Source organism: Microbacterium suaedae, assembly GCF_003254645.1.
Taxonomy (GTDB): Bacteria; Actinomycetota; Actinomycetes; order Actinomycetales; family Microbacteriaceae; genus Microbacterium; species Microbacterium suaedae.
Map to the genome: position 1 here is coordinate 1 of NZ_PNFD01000004.1, position 24,524 is coordinate 24,524.

18 protein-coding genes, 1 tRNA gene and 1 pseudogene are annotated in these 24,524 nt (G+C 64.8%); 4 read left to right on the forward strand and 16 right to left on the reverse strand.

Annotated elements, in window-relative coordinates; genetic code table 11:
• Positions 1-232 precede the first annotated feature (232 nt).
• From C0012_RS12290 to C0012_RS12325, 8 genes and pseudogenes are all read right to left on the reverse strand, one after another.
• Positions 233-1,471 carry an MFS transporter gene (locus C0012_RS12290; protein ID WP_110590480.1) on the reverse strand — a complete coding sequence of 413 codons (1,239 nt, stop codon included), beginning with the start codon at positions 1,469-1,471 and terminating at the stop codon, positions 233-235.
• Positions 1,472-1,474: 3 nt separating this feature from the next.
• Positions 1,475-2,494 carry a glycosyltransferase gene (locus tag C0012_RS12295; protein ID WP_110590481.1) on the reverse strand — a complete coding sequence of 340 codons (1,020 nt, stop codon included), beginning with the start codon at positions 2,492-2,494 and terminating at the stop codon, positions 1,475-1,477.
• Complete coding sequence (locus C0012_RS12300) at positions 2,491-3,249, reverse strand: ABC transporter ATP-binding protein (RefSeq protein ID WP_110590482.1); 759 nt, start codon at positions 3,247-3,249, stop codon at positions 2,491-2,493. The genes C0012_RS12295 and C0012_RS12300 overlap by 4 nt, the downstream gene beginning before the upstream one ends.
• Entirely contained in the window at positions 3,242-4,075 is an 834-nt protein-coding gene (locus tag C0012_RS12305) for an ABC transporter permease (protein ID WP_110590483.1), read from the reverse strand. Before C0012_RS12305 ends, C0012_RS12300 begins: the two co-directional genes overlap by 8 nt.
• The gene (locus C0012_RS12310) at positions 4,075-5,505 is read right to left on the reverse strand and encodes an ABC transporter substrate-binding protein (RefSeq protein WP_162621960.1); all 1,431 of its coding nucleotides are present in this window, start codon (positions 5,503-5,505) and stop codon (positions 4,075-4,077) included. Before C0012_RS12310 ends, C0012_RS12305 begins: the two co-directional genes overlap by 1 nt.
• 14 nt (positions 5,506-5,519) lie before the next feature.
• Positions 5,520-7,388, reverse strand: a complete 1,869-nt coding sequence (locus C0012_RS12315; protein ID WP_110590485.1) for an alpha-galactosidase — start codon at positions 7,386-7,388, stop codon at positions 5,520-5,522.
• A gap of 44 nt (positions 7,389-7,432) precedes the next feature.
• Entirely contained in the window at positions 7,433-8,689 is a 1,257-nt protein-coding gene (gene galK, locus C0012_RS12320; protein WP_198411142.1) for a galactokinase, read from the reverse strand.
• Between the two features lie 97 nt (positions 8,690-8,786).
• Positions 8,787-9,288 (reverse strand): annotated as a pseudogene (locus C0012_RS12325) (transposase); the annotation flags it as partial.
• 81 nt (positions 9,289-9,369) lie between these two features.
• Between C0012_RS12325 and C0012_RS12330 the strand changes: the two are divergent.
• Positions 9,370-10,535 (forward strand): IS3 family transposase gene (locus C0012_RS12330; protein WP_110590487.1). Its coding sequence is split into 2 segments (ribosomal slippage): positions 9,370-9,654 and positions 9,657-10,535, totalling 1,164 coding nucleotides; the frame shifts between segments, so codons are not numbered across the junction.
• Between the two features lie 14 nt (positions 10,536-10,549).
• Here C0012_RS12330 and C0012_RS12335 read toward each other — a convergent pair.
• Both C0012_RS12335 and C0012_RS12340 read right to left on the reverse strand, forming a co-directional pair.
• Entirely contained in the window at positions 10,550-11,353 is an 804-nt protein-coding gene (locus C0012_RS12335) for a type II secretion system F family protein (protein ID WP_110590488.1), read from the reverse strand.
• A complete protein-coding gene (locus C0012_RS12340; RefSeq protein ID WP_110590489.1) occupies positions 11,344-12,369 on the reverse strand; it encodes a TadA family conjugal transfer-associated ATPase in 1,026 nt (341 codons plus the stop codon). Before C0012_RS12340 ends, C0012_RS12335 begins: the two co-directional genes overlap by 10 nt.
• Positions 12,370-12,583: 214 nt before the next feature.
• On the opposite strand from C0012_RS12340, the gene acs reads away from it, so the two are divergent.
• A complete protein-coding gene (gene acs, locus C0012_RS12345; RefSeq protein WP_110590490.1) occupies positions 12,584-14,551 on the forward strand; it encodes an acetate--CoA ligase in 1,968 nt (655 codons plus the stop codon).
• Between the two features lie 83 nt (positions 14,552-14,634).
• On the opposite strand, the gene C0012_RS12350 is transcribed toward acs, so the two are convergent.
• Positions 14,635-15,096: a RidA family protein gene (locus C0012_RS12350; protein WP_110590491.1), complete on the reverse strand. Its 462-nt coding sequence runs from the start codon at positions 15,094-15,096 to the stop codon at positions 14,635-14,637.
• Complete coding sequence (locus tag C0012_RS12355; protein ID WP_110590492.1) at positions 15,093-15,311, reverse strand: DUF4177 domain-containing protein; 219 nt, start codon at positions 15,309-15,311, stop codon at positions 15,093-15,095. Before C0012_RS12355 ends, C0012_RS12350 begins: the two co-directional genes overlap by 4 nt.
• A 111-nt stretch (positions 15,312-15,422) precedes the next feature.
• Between C0012_RS12355 and C0012_RS12360 the strand changes: the two genes are divergently transcribed.
• Both C0012_RS12360 and C0012_RS12365 read left to right on the forward strand, forming a co-directional pair.
• A complete protein-coding gene (locus C0012_RS12360; protein ID WP_110590493.1) occupies positions 15,423-18,173 on the forward strand; it encodes a transglycosylase domain-containing protein in 2,751 nt (916 codons plus the stop codon).
• Entirely contained in the window at positions 18,173-19,087 is a 915-nt protein-coding gene (locus tag C0012_RS12365; RefSeq protein ID WP_110590494.1) for a metallophosphoesterase, read from the forward strand. The genes C0012_RS12360 and C0012_RS12365 overlap by 1 nt, the downstream gene beginning before the upstream one ends.
• A gap of 6 nt (positions 19,088-19,093) precedes the next feature.
• Here C0012_RS12365 and C0012_RS12370 read toward each other — a convergent pair whose 3' ends face one another.
• The 4 genes from C0012_RS12370 to C0012_RS12385 form a co-directional block, all read right to left on the reverse strand.
• Positions 19,094-19,696 (reverse strand): GTP pyrophosphokinase, encoded by a 603-nt coding sequence (locus C0012_RS12370; RefSeq protein WP_110590495.1) that lies wholly within the window; start codon positions 19,694-19,696, stop codon positions 19,094-19,096.
• Positions 19,697-19,794: 98 nt separating this feature from the next.
• Positions 19,795-22,635: a LamG-like jellyroll fold domain-containing protein gene (locus tag C0012_RS12375; RefSeq protein ID WP_111466956.1), complete on the reverse strand. Its 2,841-nt coding sequence runs from the start codon at positions 22,633-22,635 to the stop codon at positions 19,795-19,797.
• Between the two features lie 32 nt (positions 22,636-22,667).
• Complete coding sequence (locus tag C0012_RS12380; protein WP_110590497.1) at positions 22,668-24,134, reverse strand: Ig-like domain-containing protein; 1,467 nt, start codon at positions 24,132-24,134, stop codon at positions 22,668-22,670.
• Between the two features lie 304 nt (positions 24,135-24,438).
• Positions 24,439-24,512 (reverse strand) — tRNA-Pro (locus C0012_RS12385).
• Positions 24,513-24,524 lie beyond the last annotated feature (12 nt).

The following is a 24,524-nucleotide window of genomic DNA, read 5'->3' on the forward strand; positions in this document are numbered from 1 at the left end:
GCACCGCGGCGGCCTTCTCCTCGTCCGAGTAGCGACGCGTCGTCGGCTTCCCACTCGCCAGTTCCTTCGGCATAACTCCATCCTCGTTTCCAAGGTCAGGAGCCTCCAACAAACTCAGGGCGCTTCAGAACGCGCCTCCCCAACAATTCGATGAAAGATCGAGGCTAGTTCAGGCACGAAGCTCCGCCGGACCGCTCGTCAGTAGCGTCGTATTCTCACGCCATAAACGCGCCTACTTGCCCTCGGTCTGACGGCCTAGGAGACGCCACACGAATGCGTACGCGAGAACCGCGAGACCAAACGTCAAGATTATCGAACGATCAGCCATGACTGTGATCAGAACGGCAGCTACCAACTGGCTGACTCCGATCGCGAGCATCGAGAACATATTGTCGACCGAGAATACTCGACCGCGCAGATCCTCTGGCGCCTCTACCTGCAGCCCGTAACTACTTAACGACGCTGTCGCACTCCCGCCGACGTGCGCGAGAATCACAAGAGAGATCGCGAGCCAACTGAGCGTCTGAAAAGACATCAGGGCATACGCCGCACCAAAGCAGGCCACGGAGATGAAGATTGCAGTGCGCAGGGCGAGGCCTGCACGCACGGCCCACCTCGCGAACATCGGTCCGGTCAAAGCGCCCACGCCGCGCGCTGCATATAGAAGGCTCGCGACCAGTGCAGGCTCATCGCTTGACAGAACCAACGCGATAGAAGGAAATACGGCAAGCACACCATTGCCAATGTTTGTGCCGGGTTTCGCCAGGATCAAACTACCAATGGAACTTCTTCTTTTAGCCACACGGAATACCGAGCGAACATCGGACGTCAGTCCAGAGAATCGCGGACGTTGAGCCATCCTGCCGTCGACAGGCAGCTTGGGAAGACGCGTGAGCATAAGGCCTGCGACAAGGTACCCCAGGAATGTCACGCCGAAGCATACATACGGTGACGCGAAACTCGACACGACCCCGCCAAGGGAAGATCCAACCACGAGCATCACGCCCCATACTGAACCCAGTCCCGTTGTCGCGGCCAGTAGTCCACGCGGTTCCACAATGTCGGGAACGACGGTGTTGACTGCCGGAGTGAAGAACGACTTACCGACCGCTAGAAGGGCGTAGGTGCCGACGCCAAACCACGCCGTCCCCCCTGAAGTGACCAGAAAGAGCAAACCGACTGCGAGGGACGATCCGAACATGCACAGAATCAGAATTCCGCGGCGATCGAATCGGTCGATCACTGAGCCCGCTACGAGCGACAAGCCGGCGATGACAAAAGTCTCCACGCTCAGAAGAACTGCACCGAGTGAGCCACTGCCTGTTAGCTGTTGCATCAGCAGGATAAGCGGAATCATCGTGAACCAGTCCCCACCCTGACAAATTATCTGAGCAAAGAAGATTCGTCGATAATGAGAGTTCTGGCACAGAATGCGCCCGACACTCAAAGGCTCGGGAGTATTCCTTTCCACGGCTCACACAACGTCATCTGATGCGAACGCCTGAAGAAAAATCATCCCACTTTTTTCCTGAAGGGCACGTAGAATTGCCACATTCTCGGGCGGCATCGACTTCATTGTCTCCTCATCAAGCGCGGCGACGAATTCGCTTGCGAGGAGTAGAGCCTGATCGTAATCGTTTTTAGGGAACTGCGTCACCGCGTCAAGCAAGACCTTGAAGTCACCGAGCGTAATATCGTGCCCCAACTCACGCAAGAGAGTCGCATCATATTGACGGACCACCCTAGCACTCTCTAAAGCCATCCGCATTCGGGCGGCGATATTCTCAGGTTCGTGGAGACGCTGTGTGATCGAGCGCGGCCCAGCGTCGCGCACCCTCCAGTGATAGGCGACGCTCGACGTGATCGAAACTGCACGCGCCCTCAAATGCGCCGCTAGCATAACCGGAGCGTCTTCGTACGCCGACAGCTCAAACTCAAGACCGGCTTCGTCCCAGAATTTCCGTCTGAAGACCTTGTTCCAGGCCATCCGGTCCAGGATGAGATCTCGGTTCACCGTTATGTGCACCTCTTCGTGGTCGGTACCGAATACGTCTCGATAACGCGGGTGCGGCCAAGCCTCCTTCGAGTTGAACCTGAGCACGTTACCCGAAACGAAGTCCGCGCTGGTCTCGTGAAGTATTCGGGTCGAATTCTCGTACGCACCGTCGGGAACGAGGTCGTCCGCGTCGCAGAATGCAAGAAATTCCCCCGTCGCCTCATCCACACCAGTATTGCGCGCTTGGCTCAGGCCTCCGTGGGGCTGGATAAGGAGCTGGAAGCGCGCGTCCGTTTTCACGAAGTGATGCGCGATGTCCTGGCTCCCGTCCGTGGATCCGTCGTCAACCATGATCACCTGAAGCGAGATGTTCTGACGCGATAAGGAATTCAGACAGGCAAATAGGTACCTTTCCACGTTGTACATCGGAACGACAACACTTAGGAGCCCGCTAACTGGGGCCACAGTTCCCATCGATAGCGCGGTTTTCTCTCTCATAGTTGTCCTTCCTCCAGAGCGAACAGGTCCAGCAATCTGAGCCGACGCGCATGCATCTCGTTCAGTGAGAGTGTCTCTCCTGACGCCGGCTCATCAATGTCCGGCAACGGGACCAGCCTGGTCGCGGGCCGTCCCGTGAGAATGAGTTGGCGGCCGCCCAACGAACTCGCTTCCTCGAGGTCGTGGGTGACGAATACAACGGTCGGGCGATGTTCAGCGTGAACGCGTCGGAGCAGCTGCTGGCACGCAGCCCTGGTGCGGACGTCGAGCGCGCTGAACGGCTCGTCGAGGAGCAGGACGCTGGGCCGGGTTACAAGAACCCGAGCAATCTGCGCCCGTTGTTTCATACCGCCCGAGAGCTCACTCGGATGCATCCTCGTACACCCGGAGAGCTCGACTTCATCCAGGATCTCTAGAGCACGGCGTCTCCGTTCGAGCCTGGGAACTCCGGCGATCTTGAGCGGGAGTTCGACGTTCTGTTGAATACTCAGCCAGGGCAAGAGACCATCGTGCTGGAAGACGAGGCCTCTGCTGGCGGATGGACCAGTGATCGGTGTACTGCCGACGACGACAGCACCACTGTCGATCCGTTGCAGTCCTGCCAAGACGCGCAGGATCGTTGACTTACCTGATCCTGATGGGCCGAGGACGATTGAGATCTCTCCCGCCGCGAACGTTGCGGATAGGCCGTCTAGAATTGTTCGCTCACCCAGGTCGACCGAAACACTTTTGAGCGTGATGGTCGCACTACTCATTTCCTGCCCCCTTTTCGGCCCAAGTGGTAGATCGTCTCCCGAGGTATGTGACGAGTCCGGTCGTCATCATCCCGAGCAGCCCGATGACCACCATTCCTGCGATCACTGACGGGTAATCGACCAAGGTATACGCCTGCCACGTCCTGTAGCCGACACCGAACTGTCCGGAGATCATTTCGGCTGAGATAACGCACACCCAAGACACCCCGAGACCGACGGAGAAGCCTGCAAATATGCCCGGTAATGCACCGGGCAAGACGACTCGAAGAATGACCGTCGTTCGACTACCACCCATGGTTCGAACTGCTTCATCCCATGTGGGCAGGAGCGTTCGCACGGCGCTCTTCGTACTGATGATAATCGGAAAAACAGCTGCAGCGAACGTAATCGCTACGATGCCTTGCTCGTTCGTGGGGAATAGCAAGAGGGCGATTGGGACGAGCGCGATGGCTGGGATGGGTCGTACAATCTCCACGAGAGTGCCGACGGTGTTCTCTACGAGGGCGCTACGCCCTTGCAGAATACCGAGGATCACCCCAACAACACACGCCAGCAGGAAACCGATCGCGATCCGTGCAAGACTCGCGCCGATGTCCTGATAGAAGACCGACGTCCCAAGCTGTTGAACGAGAACGAGAGCGACTGAACTGGGGGGCGGGAGCTTGTCGAATGACAACCAGAGCCGGACCCCCGTGACAGACAGCACCTCCCACGTCAGCAGGGCGACTGCCACTACGAACAAGCGTGTAAGGATCGTCCTCGGAGATCTCACCCAGCGTCTTGTCGTGCTGTTCAGGCTGCGCTTCTCACGCTGGACCGTGACCATCAGCCGTTATCCTGTGATCGTTGCTGTGCTTCTTCGAAAGAGAACTGCCGGCTACCTGGCCTCGTGGAACGGTATGTCGACGCGTTCTCTGCAGTCGCGAACGCTGCCCACCGGGCACCAGCCGGAGCGCCTGGGTCGTAGACCCACTCGCTCTTCTCCGCGAACCAGCGTGTTCCTGTCAGGCCATCGGAGATGTATGCCGCCCTAAACGGCGCGTCGGCGGAGGACGTTGCCGACAGTAGACACTCGGGGGTCGCGTAGAAGGAAGTCTTGTCTTCATCGCTCCAGAGAACCGCGCTTGGCGCAGCGTCGGTGCCGAGAGGCGCCGTGCAGCCTTCTTCCACCGGTTCTGAGGCGGCCAGGTTGACCTCCGAGGTGACCATTGCTTGGTAGTCTGACCCGAACAACTGCTTGACGTAGGTCTCGTTCGCGAAGCTGGAGAGGTGACCGTCGGTTATGCGGTCAGTCTGACGGAGATATTCTGCGTCGGTCTGAAGAGCCGCGACCAGAGATGGTTTGAGGGCCATGTTGAAATTGGCTATCCCGTACGGCCCGTTGTAGAGGTACACCACCTCCAGCGGAAGACCCGTCGTAGCCGCGACTTCACGGGACGCCGCCAACGGATTCGCATGAAGGTAGTCGGTGGCGTCGCTCATACCTTTGATGAACGCCTGCACCACAGCAGGTTGAGCCTCGGCATACTTCTGCCGCACCACTACCCCGTGGAACGTCGGGTTCCCAGTTGTTGCTCCATCGACCAGAAGTCGGCCGTTCTCATTCCAGACTACCTGCGCTGGCCACGGAGCGAACTGCGAGTAGGCCTGGACGCTGCCGGCCTTCAATGAGGTGGCCCCTACGCTCGGGGCTTGATTCTGCCTATTCACATCAGATGGCTGCAGCCCGGCGCCGTCGATTGTTTGGTCAAGCAGTCCGTCCCCTGCTGATCCGACCGACGTCGAGATCGCTGCATTACGGAGCTCCTCGAACGAGGAGACGTCACTATCCGACGGGACCACGATTCCGTTGAGCCCGCCTGAGATGTTGAAAGCGGTTGTTGCTATGAGCTCGGTTCGCGCCTCAGCGTCTGCGTAGGTTCGCGATGCATTCAGCACAAGCGGGAAGTCACCCATCGACCCGATGTCGATCTTTCCGGCGAGCATCTGCGCTGTGATCGGAGCACCTGTGTCGTAGTCCTCCCACGTGACGTTGTAGCGCACCCCGGTCTTGCTTGTCTCGTCGGCGAGGGCCTGCTCGAAGTAGCCGCGGGACCTGAGGAGAGACCCCGCCGTGACGGTGTTGATCGTCTCGCTCTGATAGCCAATCACCACATCTACGGCGCCATCGTCACTGGCACAGGCAGTTGTTGTCGTCGCCAGTAGTGCTGCGCCAATCGTCATCGCCACACCCCGCAAGGCGTTCTTTGTAGACATCGGCCCTCGTTTCATCATCTTCCTTCGGACTCCAGGAACACCGCGACGTGGCCGGTTGACAGTGGGATTCTGCTCGTGCCGGCTGGAACGATCTCGTTATCGTGATAATGTGCGCCGTTTGTCAGATCGAGTCGGCCAACAATCACTCTGTCCACCTCCGAGAAGACAGTGACGGTCGAATCAGTGGAAGCGTTGGCCAGCTCCACACATGAAGAGGGAAGATCGGCTATGCGGCGCGCTTCCGTTTGCACCAACACCGTTCCTGCCTCAAGTGGAATCAGCGCAAGTCCGTCGCCGACGTAGTCACGAACATGACGAAGCCCTCGATCGCGAAGTGACCTATACCACCGGTGCACAGACAGCATTGCATTGCGCTGCGATGACGTGAGAGACCTAAGGTCTTTGCCCCAGGCTGGAATCCCACCCGCAATCATCCGCATTCCGATCAAGGCGACATTGTTCGCATCGACCGAAGGGGGAAAGGTCTGGTAGTCGTTCAGTGCGGGGAGGTTGCGCGCCTGCATGTAGACCATGCGATCGAGATTCGTCTTGGACGCGTATGGCGCGTCGCCCGCACGCACCACCGTTCCCGCCACAGCCGCCTGCGGAGAGGCGTAGTCCTGCTTGAGCTCGATGGTCATGGGGCGACCAATACGGTCGACGCGCTCGCGAGCCTCTGCTAAGTGCGTCACCAGCCCCGCCATCGCGGACTCAGTGTCGTGGTGATGATGGACGCCAGCGCAAGGTTCGCTGGGGAGCCAGTTGAACAGATCGAACTTGAGCCCGTCAATCTGATACGTGGCCACGAGGTTCTCGACGACGCTGAGCATCTTCGCCCGAGCTTCTCGGGACCGGAAGCACAAGGAGTAGAACATGGTGGAGTTGATGATCGGTGTACCGGTTGAGTCCTCGACGAGGAGCCCAGCGTTCATGCCGTATGAGTTGGAAGCGGGTCCGACCGCATGAGGAGCGCACCAGAGAAGCACTTTCGCTCCAGCGACGTGAAGCTCCTCCAACATTTCCGACATGTCTGGAAAGCGAACTGTGTCGGGTTGCCAATCGCCGATGTTCAGGACGGTGTCGTAGTCGGAGTCCAGTCCCGGGCCGAACCAGCCGTCATCAAGAACGAAGTTCTGGAATCCAAGGTCCAGCCCGGCTTTGACGTTGTCGGTGAACACCGTCTGATCCATCTGATCAGAGCTCCAGTCAACCCAGCTGCACCAGTACGGGGCTAAAGATGATGCGTCTGGCGCGTACTCGACCGACAGCCACTCCTGCTCGAGATCACTAAATCTCCGGAGCGCGTCGAACCATGCATCGTGCACCGCTACCCCGGTACTCACCCACCCAAACTTGAGCCCCGCGCCGGACGCTGCGCTTGTCGGCCCGAGCTCGTACTCGACTCGGAACCTTCGGTGCTGCACGTTGAGTGCCCGGTTCGAAGCAGGCTCGTGAATTCGGATGTCCATCTCGCGCGTCTCGGTAAGCAGACCTATCGCAGAGGCGGCGTCACCACCAAGATGCTCGAAGACGAACACCGGCGTGGCGAAAGAGTTGATTCGGACAGCGGTTGTCTCTCGAAACCGCCAGGCAGAGATCGGACTCAGGCTGTTGACGAACCAACGCCCCGTGTCTGGGAATATGACGCGGTCGAAGTTGTCCAGTTCGGTGACGTACTCGATTCGCACGCCCGAGAACAGAGATGATGTGGTCAGTTCGAAACTCAGCTGATCGGGATGCTCGTGCACAACGTCAATTGCAAGGTCATCGTCAGCGGGCGAGTGGAGCTTCGCGCGGATCGCTCCGTGTTCTCTGGTGAGATGGTAGGACTGGAAAACCTCACGTTCGCCAACCGTCGCGATGACGTTCAGACGTTCAATCAACCCTGAACCTCGCCGAGGTCGTTTGTCGACTTGCTCAAGGAGCGTCAAAGGTCCCTCCCCGCACCGTCCGAGGGCGTTCCGATGTAGAAGTCAGGTGACGCCCAGCCGGGCTCGCGTTCAAAGCGTGCAGTTATGGCCTTCGCGATCGATTCGGTCAGGCGTGCGGGGACGAGCGCAATTGCCGAGCCACCGAAGCCGCCGCCCGTCATCCGGGCACCAATCGCCCCCTCTTCGATAGCAGTCTGCACCGCAGTGTCGAGTTCATCGCACGACACCTCGAAGTCATCACGAAGAGAAGCGTGGGACTCGCGCATCAAGGTGCCAAATGTAGTCCAGTCGGAGTCGCGCAGTGCCGCGACCGCACGATCAGTTCGCTCCATCTCAGTGAGCACGTGCGCAACACGGCGCTGTTGGATCGGGGCCGGCCGAAGCGCCTCCAAAGCCCATTCCTGTTGCCCGCCGTTGTAGACGTGCCGAAGGCTAGGAACGCCGAGGCGTTCGCTCGCGCTGTCAATGCTGCGACGTCGATCCCCGTAGCCTCCGTCCGCATGCGAGTGCGAGACGTTCGTGTTGATAACGAGAAGCACCAGGTCAGCACCTGTCATATCGATTGGTACCGACTGCGTACTCCACGAGGCGCAGTCAAGGTGGAGAGCTTCGTCTTTCTTGCACCGCAGGCTTGCTGATTGGTCAAGGCCTCCTGTGGGTGCACCGACGTACTGGTTCTCGGCTCGGATTGTGTAAGTCGCTAGACGTCGACGCACTTCCTCTTCCTCCCGCGAGCCGTCAAAGGGCGTGCCTGCCAATTCGGCGACGGCGACCGCGACGGCACACTCCAAGGCGGCTGAGGATGAGAGTCCGGACCCATACGGCACGTGTCCATCAATATGGATGTCGAGGCCTCCGTTTATGATGTCCGCCGCCCCGGGCCAGTCACTCATGGACCATAAGACGCCGAGTACGTATCGGTGCCAGCCCCTGTCCGCATTGTTACGGATATCGGCCGAGGCGATGCTCGTCACGGTGGTCTCCTGGCTAGAGCTGAGATGCAACATTCCGTCGTCTCGTCTATACACACGTGCAAACGTCCGTTGCGGAATAGCGATGGGAAGGCACATGCCATCGGCGTAGTCAATGTGCTCGCCGATCAGGTTCACCCGTCCAGGCGCAGACCACACTCCTCCAGCACGCTCGCCGTCATCGAGGCGGATGCCTGCGAGTGCGCGGGCCGTCCCTGCTCGATCGGCAATAGGAGAAATGAGTGGTGTTGGGAGGTCGTTTGTTCGAGTGGGCGCGGTCATGATGTCAGCCCTTCTGCCAGCATGGTTGCGGTACAGCCCGCACGGGATGGCCGTGTTTACGTTGCCATGCTAGTGGGTGCATCGACTAGGGCATGTCTCATGAACATCTTTGGCTCCAGGCGATTACCGCGTCTAGCACGACCGCGGCGCGGAACACAACGCGAGCTTGTCGTGGCGCGTCGCCAGCCCTCGCCGCTGCTTGACGTCACAGAAGCGCCGCTCCACGAGGTTGCGTCCCTTGTAGTCGACCGCGTCGAACCCAGGTGCTCGGCCTCCGCGCGACCCGTGTCGTTTCGGATGCGACTGCTGGTCCCGCGGCTGCGTGATCACCGCCCGAATCTCGCGGCCGCGCAGATGAGCACGGATCGCTCGCGACGAGTACGCCTTGCCACCACGGACCACGTCCGGATGGGTGCGGGGGCGCCCCACCGGGCGCGCGACACGGAGCCTGGACAGCAGCGGCAGCAACGCGAGGGGCGTCGCCAGACTGGCCCGGCGCGACGGCGATCACCAGCGGCAGGCCGTGATCGTCAACGAGCTGGTGGATCTTCGTCGACAGTCCACCGCGGGGAGTGTCCGACCGCGTGATCAGACAGCTCGACGTTGGGATCGGGTCTGCCGCACCGGTAGGTGACATCTGAGTTGGGTTGCCCGGCAGGGCAGCCTGGAAGGATGTCATCGTGCCCAAGCCTTATCCGAGCGAGTTCCGTGACGACGTCGTGCGCGTCGCGAGGAGCCGCGAGCCCGGAGTGGCTATCGAGCAGATCGCGACCGACTTCGGGGTTCACCCGATGACGCTTCAGAAGTGGCTGCGGCGTGCCGCGGTCGAAGAGGGTGCGAAGCCGGGCGCGACCCGCTCCGAAGGGACGGAGCTGCGGGAAGCGCGGAAGCGGATCCGGCTCCTGGAGCAAGAGGTCGAGGTGCTGCGGCGTGCGGCGGCGTATTTGTCGCAGGCGAACCTGCCGGGAAAAGGCTCTACCCGCTCGTGACCGAGCTCGCCGTGGACGGTGTTCCCGTCGCGGTGACGTGCCGGGTGCTTAAGCTCGCTCGCCAGCCCTACTACCGGTGGCTGGCGAACCCCATCACCGATGCCGAACTCGTCGCAGCGCATCGCGCGAACGCGTTGTTCGACGCGCACCGCGATGACCCAGAGTTCGGCTACCGGTTCCTCCTGGACGAGGCCCGCGACGCGGGTGAGGTCATGGCGGAGCGAACGGCATGGCGGATCCGCCGTGACAACGGCTGGTGGTCAGCGTTCGGCAAGCGCCGCCGCGGGAAGAGCCGGCGTCCCGGCCCTCCGCTCCACGACGATCTCGTGCGCCGGGAGTTCGCCGCGCACGCCCCGAACCGGCTCTGGCTCAGCGACATCACGGAACACAACACCGGTGAAGGCAAGCTCTACCTCTGCGCCATCAAGGACGTGTGCTCGAACCGGATCGTGAGCTACTCGATCAGCGACCGGATGAAAGCTCGTCTCGCTGTCGACGCCGTCAACAACGCCGTCGCCAGGCGCGGGCACGTCGCCGGCTGCGTGGTCCACACAGACCGAGGATCGCAATTGCGCGCCCGCAAACTCGTCCGCACCCTGCACCACCACGGCATGGTCGGATCGATGGGGCGCGTCGGTGCGGCAGGCGATAACGCGGCCATGGAATCGTTCTTCAGCCTCTTGCAGAAGAACGTCCTCAACCGGCGCACCTGGGACACCCGCGAACAGCTCCGCATCGCCATCGTCACCTGGATCGAGCGCACCTACCACCGCCGTCGCCGCCAGAAACGACTCCACGGTTTGACCCCCATCGAGTACGAAGCAATCATGAACACCGATGTCGCCCTCGCGGCGTGACTACAAACCGTCACCTATCCGTGCGGCAGACCCCCACGCAGCCGACCGTCGACGCGTGCGCGGTACCGCGCATGCGCCGCAGACGCGCGGAGAAGCTCGACGGCGGGAACGCCCGCGGCGCGCGACAGCGCGAGCACCCGGTCGGCCTCCCGTGGCGATCGCACGGCGTCGGTCCACTCGTCACAGCGGTCGAGAACCTCGCGTGCGCGGCCCTCCGATACGCCGCCCGAGAGGGCAACGGCGAGAAGTTCCTCGCGCATGCCCGGCGTGCCGGGCGCGGGCTGCGCGGCACGCACGAGCCGGCGCGTCCAGACGCGCGCGAGCACGACAAGCGCAATCCCCGCAGCCAGACAGACGAGTCCGGGCGTCGTGCCGAACAGCACGCCGAGGGGCTCGAGGCCGAGCCCCGTTCCGACGACGAGCCCCAGGAGGGGCAACCACGCCATGAGGCGCGCCGACGCCATGGGCTCGGCGAGCGCGACGCGCACGTCGTCGCGCAGCTCGCCGACTTCTCGCAGCGAGGCGGCGATGCCGCGGAGCGTGTCGGCGAGGGGAGCACCGACCGTCTCGGCGGTCTCCCACGCCGCTGCGACATCGCCCCACGACTCCTCGCGGCCACGCTCGGAGGCGATCGCGTCCGCAACGGAGGATCCCTCGCCGACGCGCTGGGCGACACGCTGTGCGACCGGATCGCCGTTCTCGGCGAGATGGCGCCACGATACAGCAGGGTTTGCGCCCGATTGCAGCAGCACGGCGAGCGACAGGAGTGTCGCGGCAGGTTCCCCGGCGGCCTCCGCCTGCCTGCCGGTCAGCCCCATGGCCGCACCTCCTCGATCTCGAGGCGCCCCGCGCGATGCCGGAACTCTCCGACGGCCACGAGACGCCGCTCTCCATCGGCGTTCCGTGCGAGGTGCAGTGCGACGTCGAAGGCGCTGGACGCCTGCCGCGCGACGGCATGATCGTCCCAGCCGGCGAGCGCTCCCAGCGCTTCAAGTCGGGCAGGAACGTCGGCGAGGCCGTTCGCATGGAGCGTCCCCGCGCCCCCATCGTGACCCGTGTTGAGGGCCGTGAGCAGATCGCGGATCTCCTCGCCGCGGCACTCTCCGACGACGATCCGGTCCGGCCGCATGCGCAGACTCTCGCGCACGAGCCGCGCGAGGCCGATCTCCCCGGCACCCTCCCGATTGGCCTGGCGCGCCTCGAGAGCCACGTGATGCGGATGGTTCGGCCGCAGCTCGGCGACGTCTTCGACCGTCACGATGCGCTCGGTGCGCGCTGCGGCTCCGAGCAGAGCCGAGAGCAAGGTCGTCTTACCGCAGCCCGCTCCTCCCGTGACGAGGATGTTCGCGCGGCGAGCGACGAGCTCACCGAGCCATTCGCGGGCGGCCGGCGGAAACGCCCCGCCCGCGCCGAGAGCATCGAGGTCGACGTGCGAAAGGCGCGGGACACGGATCGAGATCGTCGTTCCGGCCGCGGCGACGGGCGAGAGAGCGACGTGCACGCGCGCACCGCCCGGCATCCGCACGTCGACGAGGGGTACCGAATCGTCGACGTGTCGCCCGCCGCGCCCGATGAGCTCGGTGGCGAGATCGCGCACCTCCCGCTCAGACGCCCTCCACTCAGGGACCCGCTCAGCTCCAGATCCGCGGTCGACGAACAGCCCCGCGGATCCGTTGACGAACACATCGGTCACGCGGTCATCGGCGACGTAGGGCGCGAGCGCGCCGAAGATATCAGCGCCCCTCCCCCGCCCCGCGGGCCCCTCATCGAGGCGCGCAGCAGAGGCCGGCGTCTCGCGGTTCGAACGAGGCTGGATGATGAACGGCTCGGGCATGCAGGCGACGCTAGGATCGTCGGCGAGTCGCCGCGTCCGCGGATCCGCGGATCCTCAGATAACTTCGCGGATCCCATGGTTGTGGACACGCTGACTCGCACGTCCGACACGCCGCTCGCTTCTTTCGGAGGTGGTCGCGGACGTCCGGTCGTCGTAGCGTCGTGGCACGGCCGCGTCGCCGTCCACGCATCACCACGTCGCAAAGGAGCGCCCCATGTCCCCGCAGATCGACCACCTCCTCAACGAGGATCGCCGCTTCGCGCCGTCGCCCGAGTTCACTCAGAACGCGGTGGCGGGCCCCGGCATCTATGACGAGGCGTCGGCCGACCGCGTGAACTTCTGGGCCGAGCAGTCGCGCGAACTGCTGCACTGGCACACTCCGTTCACGAACGTGCTCGACTGGACGAACCCGCCGTTCGCGAAGTGGTTCGACGATGGGAAGCTCAACGTCGCGTACAACTGCCTCGACCGTCACGTGGAGGCAGGAAACGGCGACCGCGTCGCGATCCACTTCGAGGGCGAGCCGGGCGACTCGCGCTCGGTGACGTACGCCGAGCTGACCCAGGAGGTGAAGCGCGTCGCGAACGTCCTGAAGGGCTTCGGCGTCGGGCAGGGCGACCGGGTCGCGATCTATCTGCCGATGATCCCCGAGGCGATCGCCTCTCTCCTCGCGGTCGCCCGCCTCGGCGCGGCGCACTCGGTCGTGTTCGGCGGTTTCAGTGCCGACAGTCTGCGCGCCCGCATCGACGACGCCGGCGCCAAGGTCGTCATCACGGCAGACGGCGGATACCGCAAGGGCAAGCCCTCCGCCCTCAAGCCCGCTGTCGACCAGGCGCTCTCGGATCGCGGCGACGGCGAGCAGGCAACGGTCGAGAAGGTCCTCGTCGTGCAGCGCACGGAGCAGGAGGTCGAATGGACCGACAGCCGCGATGTGTGGTGGCACGACGTCGTCCCGACGGCGTCCGCCGAGCACGAAGCCGAGGCGTTCGACGCCGAGAACCCGCTGTTCATCCTCTACACATCAGGAACGACGGGGAAGCCGAAGGGCATCCTGCACACCTCGGGCGGGTACCTGACGCAGGCGGCCTTCACGCACCGCAACGTGTTCGACCTGCACCCCGAGGCCGACGTGTACTGGTGCACGGCCGACATCGGTTGGATCACGGGCCACAGCTACGTGACCTACGGGCCGCTCGCGAACGGCGCGACGCAGGTGCTGTACGAGGGGACGCCCGAGTTCCCCGAACCGGGCCGGTGGTGGGACATCATCGAGAAGTACGGCGTGACGATCTTCTACACCGCCCCGACCGCCGTGCGGAGCTTCATGAAGCAGGGGCGCGAGATCCCCCAGAAGCGCGATCTCTCGAGTCTGCGCCTCCTCGGCTCGGTCGGCGAGCCGATCAACCCCGAGGCCTGGATGTGGTTCCGCGACGTCATCGGATCCGGCGTGGCGCCGATCGTCGACACCTGGTGGCAGACCGAGACGGGCGCGATCATGATCTCCGCGCTCCCCGGCGTGACCGAGACGAAGCCGGGATCCGCTCAGGTGCCGCTCCCGGGCATCGCGATCGACGTCGTCGACGAAAAGGGCGAGACGGTCGGAAACGACGCGGGCGGTCTTCTCGTCGCGACGGAGCCGTGGCCGAGCATGCTGCGCGGGATCTGGGGCGACCCGGATCGTTTCGTCGAGACCTATTGGAAGATGTTCGCCGACAAGGGTTACTACTTCGCCGGCGACGGCGCTCGACGCGACGACGACGGCGACATCTGGCTGCTCGGACGCGTCGACGACGTCATGAACGTGTCGGGGCACCGCCTGTCGACGGCCGAGATCGAATCGTCGCTCGTGGCGCATGACGCGACGGCCGAGGCGGCGGTGGTCGGGGCGAATGACGAGACGACGGGCCAGGCGGTCGTGGCGTTCGTGATCCTCAAGGAGAGCTTCCTCAAGGAGCACACGGCCGAGGGGCTCGCGACCGCGCTGCGCCAGTGGGTCGGCGAGCAGATCGGCCCGATCGCACGCCCCCGCGACGTCTACATCGTCGGCGAGCTGCCGAAGACGCGTTCAGGGAAAATCATGCGCCGCCTGCTGCGCGACGTCGCCGAAGGCCGCGAGGTCGGAGACACGCAGACGCTCGCCGACACGGCCGTGATGAGCGTCATCGCGAAGCAGGTGAAGTAGCTCGCAGATGCGCTGAAGACGCCGAATGCCGCAGATCGATCCATGGCTCTGGCTATGGATCGATCTGCGGCATTCGAAGCGCGCTACGCGAAGGTGAAGGCCACCTCGACCTCGACGGGGGCGTCGAGCGGCAGCGCGGCGACTCCGACGGCGGCGCGGCTGTGTGCGCCGGCCTCGCCGAAGATCTCCCCGAGGATCTCGCTCGCGCCGTTGATGACGCCGGGCTGCCCCGTGAACGACGGATCCGAGGCGACGAAGCCCGTCACCTTGAACACTCCCGTGAGGCGGTCGGCGCCGCCGACGGCGTCGGCCGCGGCCGCGAGCGCGTTGAGCGCGCATGTGCGGGCGTCGGCCTTCGCGTCGTCGGCCGACACGGATCCGCCGCCGACCTTGCCGGTCCGCGGCAGCTCACCCGCCACGAAAGGCAGCTGTCCCGAGGTCCAGACGAGATCGCCGTGCGTCTTCGCGGGAATGTAGCTCGCGACGGGCGCCGCGACGCTCGGCAGCTCGATCCCGAGCTCGGCGAGACGCTGCGAGACGGTCACTGCTCGCCCTCGAACTGCTTGGCGGCCTCGGCCGCGGCGCCCAGCCCCGTGTTCTGCTCGCCCGCGCCGGAGGGACGCTTCATATAGGCCACGAGCCCGCCGTCGGCGTTCTGCACGATCTGCACGAGCTCCCAGCCCTGCTTGCCCCAGTTGTTGAGGATGGCGGCCGTGTTGTGGATCATCAGCGGAGTGGTCAGGTACTCCCAGGTGGTCACGAAATCTCCCGTCGTATCGGCGGCGAGCGGTGTGCTCGGACGCTGTGGATCGGGTCGAAGAACGGTGTGCGGGCACGACGCGTCTCAGGCTTCTCCCCTACCATCAACCCTATGCCTCATGCGAAAAGGACGGCCAGCGGCGTGCTCGGCGGGCTTCTCGGCCTCGTCGGTCTCAGCGCGATCGCCGGCATTCTCGTGACCGCGACAGTGACCCCGGCGATCGCCGTCTCGGGCTACGCGGCATCGAGTGCGATCTCGCTCTTCGACAGCCTCCCGGGCGCGCTCCAGGTCGACCGCCCCATGGAGCCGACGACGATCTATGCGAAGAATGGCGGGGACGACGACGGCTACTACGAGCTCGCCTCGTTCTACGACCAGAACCGCGAGCCCGTCGAGTACGACGAGGTCTCGCAGACGCTCTACGACGCGATCCTCTCGAGCGAGGATCCGCGCTACTACGAGCACGGCGGCGTCGACCTCATCGGGACGACCCGCGCGATCCTGAGCAACGCCGTCAGCGACAACACGCAGGGCGGATCCTCGATCAGCCAGCAGTACGTGAAGAACGTGCAGGTCGAGGCGTGCGAGCGTACGGCAGAGGGCGATGAAGAGCGGGCGGAGTGCTACAACGACGCCGTCGTCTCGGACGGCACCGAGGGGTACAAGCGCAAGCTGCAGGAGATGCGGTACGCGATCACGATCGAGCAGGAGTACTCGAAAGAGCAGATCCTCCTCGGCTACCTGAACCTCGCGAACTTCGGTGGTACGACGTACGGCATCGAGGCCGCGGCGAAGCGCTACTTCTCGACGTCGGCGAAGGATCTGAGCCTCTCACATGCCGCGACGCTCGCAGGAATCGTGCAGAACCCGAACACCTACCGGATCGACCTCGAGGATGGCTCGACGGTCGATGCGGACGGCAATCCCATCAACAGCGCGGAAGACGGCTACGCGCTCACGCTCGATCGCCGCAACTACGTGCTCACCCGCATGCTGAACGAGGGCGTCATCACGCAGGAGGCCTACGACGAGGCCTACGAGCAGCCGATCGAGCCCAAGCTCACCTATCGCGATGAGGGATGCGCGGCGGCGGAGGGCTCTGCGTACTTCTGCCAGTACGTGAAGAACACCATCCTCAACGACGACCGCTACGACGACGCGTTCGGCGAGACGGACGACGAGCGCGGCGACCTCCTCACCCGCGGCGGGCTCGAGATCTACACGACGCTCGACAGCGATCTTCAGGCGCAGGCCCAGCAGACGATGGCGAACAACGTCGCGCAGGATGTCGAAAGCATGCGACTCGGCTCGACGACCGTGCAGCTCGACACGCACACGGGGAACATCCTGTCGATGGCGCAGAACACGAAGTTCAGTGAGACGGGCAATCGTGTCACGGGTGAGACGTCGGTCGTGTTCGCTGGCGACGACGATCATGGGTCGTCGACCGGCTTCTCTGCGGGCTCGACATACAAGATGTTCACGATCATCGACTGGCTCGAGAACGGCCGCAGCGCGAACGAGATCCTCGACGGACGTGCGGGGCAGTCCCTGTCGTTCACGTGCAACGGTGCTCCGATCCCCAGCTACACGACAAACCCGCGGGACAACTTCAACGGTGACGGCGGCCGGGTCGACACGGTGCGCAACTTCACCGGTCTTTCGTTGAATACCGGTTTCTACGCAATGGCCTCGCAGCTCGACGTGTGCGAGATCCACGGCGTCGCATCGCGCATGGGCATCACCCTCGGCGACGGAACGCCCCTCGAGGACTTCAGCGGATACACCAACTACTTCAGCGTCGTCGGCTCGGCGAACATCGCGCCGATCGACATGGCCGCGGCGTACGCTGCGGTCGCGAACGGTGGCATCCGCTGTGAGCCCACCGCAATCCTTCGCGTCGTCGATGCCGGCGGCGAGGAACTCGAGATGCCGGACGAGCAGTGCGAGCGAGTGCTCGACGAGAACGTCGCCGCGACCACGGCGTACACGATGTCTCGCGTGATGGAGCCCGGCCAGACCGGCTTCTCCGCGAACGTCGGCGACGGCATCGCCACCTTCGGCAAGACCGGTACCCACGAAGACATGCAGAGCTGGATGGTGCAGACCTCCACGAACGTCACGACCGCCGCATGGGTCGGCAACTGGACGGTTGTCTTCCCCAGCGAGGAAGACTTCAACTCGAATACCGCGTGGTGGTACGCAGACAAGGTAGACCTCACGACAGGCGCCGAGACTCCGCATATGGACAACCTCTTCACTCGAGGCCTAGCGAACCTGCGCTACACAATCTCCCGCGAGAACCAAGCCGCGGCGAACGCCAAGTACGGCGGAGACGCTTTCCCCGAGCCGGACCCGAACCTGACCCAGGTCATCGAGAAGAGCGTCCCGAACGTCTCCGGGATGTCGGTCGACGAGGCCACCAGCGTGCTCAATGGAGAGGGCTTCCGGGTGCGTGTCGGCGAGGAGATCCCCGGCAACCAGGACAAGGGTCTCGTCGAAGGCACGTCGCCCTCCGGCACGGCCCCCGCGGGAAGCCTCGTCACGCTGCAGATCTCGGACGGCAAGGGCGCCATCGACGTTCCCGATGTCACGGGGATGACACCGGCGCAGGCGTCCCGAGCGCTGTTCGACGAAGGACTGAGCCCGAACTTCGCCGACAACGCGTGCTCCGAGAGCAACGGCGTGTCGCGCGCGACGGTGACTCGCACCGACCCGGGTGCCGGCACGCAACTACCCGAGGGCGCGAACATCAGCATCTACTGGGAAGCCCCGAGCTGCGATGGCGACGATCCGGACGACGACGGAGACGAGAACGGCAACGGAAACGGCAACAACAACGGCCGCGGAAACGACGACTGATGCCCCGCCGCGTCCTGCCGACCGCGCTCGCCGCAGCCGGGGCGCTCGGCGCCGCGAGCGCGGTGTGGGGCATCGGAGTCGAGCGATTCCTCTTCACGGTGCGCCACCACACGGTGCGCGTGCTCGAACCGGGCACGGCTCCGATCCGGGTGCTGCATCTGAGCGATATGCACCTCGCGCCGTGGCAGCGTCGCAAGCGCGACTGGGTCGCAAAGCTCGCGTCCCTACGGCCCGATCTCGTCATCGACACGGGGGACAATTTCGGTCATCCATCCGCCCTCCCCGCGATCGAGGATGCTCTCGGCCCGTTCGCGGGTACACCGGGCGTGCACGTGCACGGCTCAAACGATATCTGGGCGCCTTCGCCGCGCAACCCCTTCCGCTATTTCCTCGGCCCGTCTGAGAAGGCACACGACGAGCCCCGTCTCGACACCGACGGACTCGACGCGTTCCTCGACCGCGAGCTCGGCTGGTTCGCGCTGAACAACGACTCCGTCGCGCTCGACGTGCGCGGACACCGGCTGCGGTTCCTCGGCACGAACGACCCGCATCACGATCTCGACGACTGGGACGCGCTCGACGCGACGCGTGACTCGCTCCCCGACGCCGAGCTCACGATCGGCGTCACGCACGCGCCCTACCGCCGTGTGCTCGACCGCTTCGCCGACCGCGGCGCGGACATGATCTTCGCGGGCCACACCCACGGCGGCCAGGTGCGTGTGCCGGGCGTCGGCGCACTCGTCGCCAACTGCGACATTCCCCTGAAGCAAGCCCGCGGGCTGTCGACCTGGCCGCACGGCGGCCGCAAGATCCCGCTCAACGTGAGCGCCGGACTCGGCCACTCGATCTACGCGCCGATCCGCTTCGCCTGCCCGCCCGAGGTGTCGCTCATCACCCTCGCGCCCCGGCGCTGAGGCCGTCTACCGGTCCTCGAGCTCGCGGCGAATGTCGTCGAGATTCCGGTCGGCCTGCTCGAGCAGCGCGGCCGTCAGAGCGAAGCGTCGGTTGATGTCGGGCGTCGGCGGCTCGCTCTGCGGCTTGTAGCGGAAGTCGTGCTCGACCTCGGCCCACACGTGCTCGAGCATCGTGCGGATCTGCACCTCGACGGGGATCCCCGCCGGAAAGTCGGCGAAGACGCCCTGCCCGCGCGTCCGCCCGACGAACTGCACGCTGCGGTATCCGAAGCTCTCGTCGCCGAGCAGATCGCCCTTGTCGATGTACGACTCCTCGACCACTTCGAACAGGCGCCGGGTCATCTTCTCGACCTGGGCGAGGTCATTGCGGAAGAACGCCATGACACGCACGCCGACCATGTCCATCACAGGTTTCGTCGGATCCCTGCGCACCTTCTCCTCGAAGGATCCCCTCTTCTTCACGCGCGCCTCGACACGGAAGTAGGGCACGCCCCACTGACGCAGATGCAGAGGGATCTCCTGCTCGAGCGCCTCGCGCAGGGCGCGGTACTCGACGAGCGAGCGGTCATAGGCCCGCAACGCGTCCTTGACCTGAGCCTCGACGTCCATGCCCCCAGCGTATTCGCGGACGACGGCGACCCGGGCACAACGCGGCCGCAGAACGCCAGGGAGGCCCGACCGATCGATCAGGCCTCCCGTGCGGACCTTTACGCCCGCTGACGCCTGCGGAGGAAGATCACGCCGCCTCCGACCGCGAGCAGGCCGAGCACGAGCGCCGCCCAAATGCCCGCGGCCTCGCCCGTCGCCGCCAGATCGTGCGCGTCGCCGCCGTCTGCAGACGGATCCGTCGTACCCGCGCCATCGCCCGACTCGCCCGGACGATCGCCCGACTCGCCCGGACGATCGCCCGGCTGGCCCGGACGATCGCCGGATTCCCCGGATCCATCGCCCGAACCGTTGGAGCTATCGCCCGAACCGTCGCCGGGGTTGCCCGGCTGACCAGAACCATCACTTGATCCGCTGCCCGGCTCTTCGGAGCCATCGCTCGAACCACCACCCGAGTCGCCACCCGATCCATCGCCCGGGTCGCCCGGCTGACCAGAGCCATCGCTCGAACCACCACCCGAGTCGCCACCCGATCCATCGCCCGGGTCGCCCGGCTGACCAGAGCCATCGCTCGAACCATCACCCGAGTCGCCCGATCCGTCGCCCGGCTCACCTTCACCGGAACCGTCCGACTCACCCGATCCGTCGGATCCGTCTCCCGGAGGCGTCTCGCCCGTATCGGTCACCGTGAAGGAAACCGTCGCCGCCTGACCATCGCGCGTCCCGATGCTCGGAATCACTCGGAGCTCATGCTGACCCGGCGATGTGATCGGCTGCGCGAGCTCGATGCGCCATGTGCCGTCGTCCGCGACAGTCGCAGAATCAGCCGTAGCCGCGGCCGTCATCACGAGGCCGGAGCCCGAAGCCCCCGAGGCCTCCCCGCGCGCGATGCGCACCTCGGTGCCGGGCAGGCCGGTCCCCGTGAGCTCGGTGACCGACGCGGCACCGTCCTCCGGCGTGGCGACGGAGAAGTCGCCGTCGATATCGACGCGGTTGAACAGCAGCTCGGTCGTGTCGAGCGCACGGTCGACGATTCGCGTCTCCCCCACGCAGCCGTTCCAGCCGTTCGACGCCTCGTCGTGGTTGAACACGGTTCCGATCACCCACGGATAGCCGGGGGCGAACGTCATGCCGTTGAGATCCGTCGCGTTGCGGAGGACCGGGACGCCGTCGACATACATAGTCGTCGTGTTCGCTGCGGGGTCGTTGACCGCGGCGACGTGGTACCACGTGCCCGTCATGATCTCGCCGGACCAGAGCGAGTTCGTCCCCCGCCACGGCTCGCCGTTCGTGGTCGCCCACTGGAACTCCCGGAGATTCGACACCGAGAAGAACGCCGGGCCCATCTCGTAGTCGTACCGCTCCCAGGAGACAGGGAGCGCCGAACGACGCCCCGTGCGGCTGAGCCATCCGCCCCATTCGTTGTCCTCGACCGTCCACTCATCAGAGAGGAAGACGAACGACTCGACGGTGTATCCGTCCGCGAAGTCCTCGTGGGTGACGGGCACCTCGTACTCGGTCGTGAGGTAGTTCAAGCGCCCCGTGTCGCGCGATGCGTTCGCGAAGCACACCGCGCCGCCGTCAGCCGAGAACCCCGACACCGCATCGTGCGTGATCGTGACGTCCTCGACCTCGGCCGGCGCGTCGAATTGGTCGACGGGCAGACGGTACATGGGGTTCTCGCCCGTCTCGTCGGTGATCTCGGTGCCTTCGGCCAACACACCCTCCGCCTGGTCACCGAATCGCCAGTGAGCGACGGTGCCGGGCACGTCGACGTAGTCGTCGCGGCTGCCCGCGGTCTGCAGCACGCTGCCGCCCTCGCCGCCTTCCCAACCGTCGAGCACGAGCTCCTTCGCGCGCTCCGACAGATCGCCGTATTCGCCATCGCCCGGCCCGAAGCCATCGGCGAAGGCGAAGCGCTCCGCGAAGTCGATGTCGATCGTGAAATCGGCTCCCGGATCCGTCGCGACCGGATGGTCGTCGAAGGAGAGCGTCTCCGGGTCCTTCCGGGGAACCCACGGTGAGACGGTCGCGAAGTCGATCCGATCGTTCTCGAGGTCGAACTCCATCACGTTCATCATGCCGTTGCCGCCGTCAGCCGCCATCTGCCAGTCGGTGAGGATCTGATGCACGTCGTGGCCGGCATCGTTGACGAGCACGCGCCGCGTCTGGCCATGGAAGTGCCCGTTGAGCGTGACGAAGATCTGGTCGTTGGAGCGGATGAGTTCCTCCCACATCTCCTGCCCGAACCAGAAGTCGGCCGCGTCGCCCGTGTTCTTGTCGACGTCGATGATGGCGTGCGAGGTGAGAATCGTCGGCAGCGTCGGGTGCTCGTCGAGAACCGACTGGGCCCACGCCCACGTGTCCTGGCTCGCATTCCACCCGATCGCAAGCACGAGGAACTCCTGCCCCTCGGCCTCGAACACGTGCGCGCTGGAATACCCGTTCTGGTGCGCCGAGACGAACGTGTCGCTCTCCGCCAGGCGGCTCTCGGGGAAGTGCGCGAGGTAGTTTCCCGCGATCGCCTCTCCCTCGCGCGAACCCATGTTCGACACATCGTGGTTTCCGGGGAGGACCGAATACGGCTGGCCGGCGTCTTCGAGCACGCTCATGGCACGGTCGGCGGCCTCCCATTCGCCGCCGACCCATTCCTGGTCCACGACGTCGCCGATGTGCGTCGTGAACGCGATGTTCAGCTCGTCTGCATTGTCGGCGATCCACTGCGTCTGCGTCTCGAACGGATCGGTCCCGTAGCGCGGAACGAATTGCTCGGCCGAGTAACGCGAGTAGAACTGCGTGTCGGGAAGGACCGCGACCGTGAATCGGGATCCGGTATCCGCCGCAGCCTGCGCCGGTGCGGTATCGATCGCGATCGGCACAGTCAGCGCTCCCACCGTGACGGCGGCGCCGAGCAGCGCGACAGGCTTCTTCAGGGTCTTCATGAATCCTCGACTGGTCTCGTACGGCGCGCGGATCACAGGCCCGGTCCCCACGCCTCGATCTCGGACAGGCTCATCCAAGTGGCATCCGTCTTGTTCTCGATGACGGCTCGGAAGCCGGTCGCCGTGACGCGCTCGAACTCGACATCGATCGCCAGACGCCCGCCGTCGTTCACGATGCGGCCCGCCGAGACGTCTTCCCAGCCGCCGAGCATGTTTCGGTACTGGAACGTGACGGCGCCGACATTGTCGGCCTCCACGGGCTCGAAGATCGCCGCGCGGGTGAGATCGCGAGGGCGATCGAAGTAGTACGCGACCCAGTTCGGGTTCACGCGATTCGTAGCGCCGCCCGAGCGCCAGTCACTGAACGCCTCGGCGTCGTGGTCGCCGTTGGTGAGGTCGCCGAGGTCGGTGTCGCCGTTCACATGCAGCTGCCACGTGCGCGCGCCCGAGAGCAGCTGATTCGTCTCGACGGGCGTCTCGAGCGTGATGCGCAGAGCCGCGGCGAACCCGAGATCCTCGACGCCCGGCACAACGATGTCTCCCACGTGCTCAAGATCCTCGGGCGCGACGGCGTCCCAGTCCCAGCGCACATCCGCGGTGACGGTGATGTCGGATCCGCTCACCGTGCGGTCGACGGTTCGGGGCGCGTTCTGCTTGAGCGTCGCAACGCGCGCGCCCGCGTAGCTCGTCATGGTCTGCTCGATCGCGTCTCCGACCGTGCCGACCGTGAAGCGGGCATCGATCTCGACCTTGTCGCCGAACATCCCCTGGGCGCTGCCGCTGAACTCAACGACGCCGTCCTGCTGCCACACCTCGTCCGCGGGCATGTCCCACGCGATGTCGGAGAGCTCGGCACTCGGTCCCCAGCTGTAGCGGGCCGTGACCGAATCGGGCATCGCGGGTACCGCTCCCGGTGCGACGAGCTCGCCGATCGCGTCCGCATCGCCCTGCAGTTCGTGCAGGATCCACGACTCGTTGTTGCCGAAATCCCCCGGGGCCCATGTGCCGATCTCGGCGCCGTCGGCGGTGCTCCATCCGAAGAGGTTGAGAGCGGATCCGCCGTTCACGACCATGATGCGGTCGTCTCGCGTCGGGAGACTCCACGTCGCGAGCGGATCCCCCGCGGCCGCGTCGGGCTCGACGTCGAGAAGCTCCAAGCCACCGTCCTCGCTCGCCAGCGCGAGAACGTCTCCCTCAGCGTTCGCGAGCACGAACTCGTCGTCAACACCGTCGACCGGGTAGATCGTCACCGCCTGCGCCACGACCTCGGCGGGCTCGGTCGCGATGGTGCGGCTCGTCACCGGACGCTCGCTCGCTTCAATCACAGCGGTCTTTCCCGTCGCGTGCGCGCTCTCGATCAGCACGTGTCGGGGGTCGCCGACTCCGGTCTCGATGGCGGAGGCCGACGTATGCGTCGTACTCACCAGCCCCGCGGATACGAGGGCGAGAGCAAGAGCCCCCGCTCCCGTCATCCGCGCGGCGCGCTTGGAATTCGTCATCGTTCTCCTTCTCGTCGTGTCACGACGCACACAGAGCGCGGCGCGATCACAGACGAAGCGGAGTGTGCCCAGGCGCGTCCGACGGATCGCACAGCGCGCGACTCTGGGCGTGGCGTGAGGGTATGCCGCGACGCTATAGAGGACACGTGAACGGAACGGGGACCGCGCAGTGAACCGCAGGTGCACTCTCGTGTGCCCAGACGGGCGAGGATCCGAGGGCGCCCGCAAGGGTGGATCCCGAAAACGAAGAATCCCCCTCCCAAAGGAGGGGGATTCTGTTACCGATGTCGTAAGACATCACACGTCGGGGTGACAGGATTTGAACCTGCGACCTCCTCGTCCCGAACGAGGCGCGCTACCAAGCTGCGCCACACCCCGTGGCAACCAGAT

Bases quoted from the DNA above. Each gene is read 5' to 3' on its own strand.
- C0012_RS12365 (WP_110590494.1), top strand. From the start codon at position 18,173: ATGCCCCGCCGCGTCCTGCCGACCGCGCTCGCCGCAGCCGGGGCGCTC.
- C0012_RS12300 (WP_110590482.1), bottom strand. From the start codon at position 3,249: ATGAGTAGTGCGACCATCACGCTCAAAAGTGTTTCGGTCGACCTGGGT.
- C0012_RS12340 (WP_110590489.1), bottom strand. From the start codon at position 12,369: ATGCCCGAGCCGTTCATCATCCAGCCTCGTTCGAACCGCGAGACGCCG.
- C0012_RS12370 (WP_110590495.1), bottom strand. From the start codon at position 19,696: ATGGACGTCGAGGCTCAGGTCAAGGACGCGTTGCGGGCCTATGACCGC.
- C0012_RS12295 (WP_110590481.1), bottom strand. From the start codon at position 2,494: ATGAGAGAGAAAACCGCGCTATCGATGGGAACTGTGGCCCCAGTTAGC.
- galK (WP_198411142.1), bottom strand. From the start codon at position 8,689: ATGACCGCGCCCACTCGAACAAACGACCTCCCAACACCACTCATTTCT.
- C0012_RS12310 (WP_162621960.1), bottom strand. From the start codon at position 5,505: ATGTCTACAAAGAACGCCTTGCGGGGTGTGGCGATGACGATTGGCGCA.
- C0012_RS12360 (WP_110590493.1), top strand. From the start codon at position 15,423: ATGCCTCATGCGAAAAGGACGGCCAGCGGCGTGCTCGGCGGGCTTCTC.
- C0012_RS12380 (WP_110590497.1), bottom strand. From the start codon at position 24,134: ATGACGAATTCCAAGCGCGCCGCGCGGATGACGGGAGCGGGGGCTCTT.
- C0012_RS12335 (WP_110590488.1), bottom strand. From the start codon at position 11,353: ATGGGGCTGACCGGCAGGCAGGCGGAGGCCGCCGGGGAACCTGCCGCG.
- acs (WP_110590490.1), top strand. From the start codon at position 12,584: ATGTCCCCGCAGATCGACCACCTCCTCAACGAGGATCGCCGCTTCGCG.
- C0012_RS12375 (WP_111466956.1), bottom strand. From the start codon at position 22,635: ATGAAGACCCTGAAGAAGCCTGTCGCGCTGCTCGGCGCCGCCGTCACG.
- C0012_RS12305 (WP_110590483.1), bottom strand. From the start codon at position 4,075: ATGGTCACGGTCCAGCGTGAGAAGCGCAGCCTGAACAGCACGACAAGA.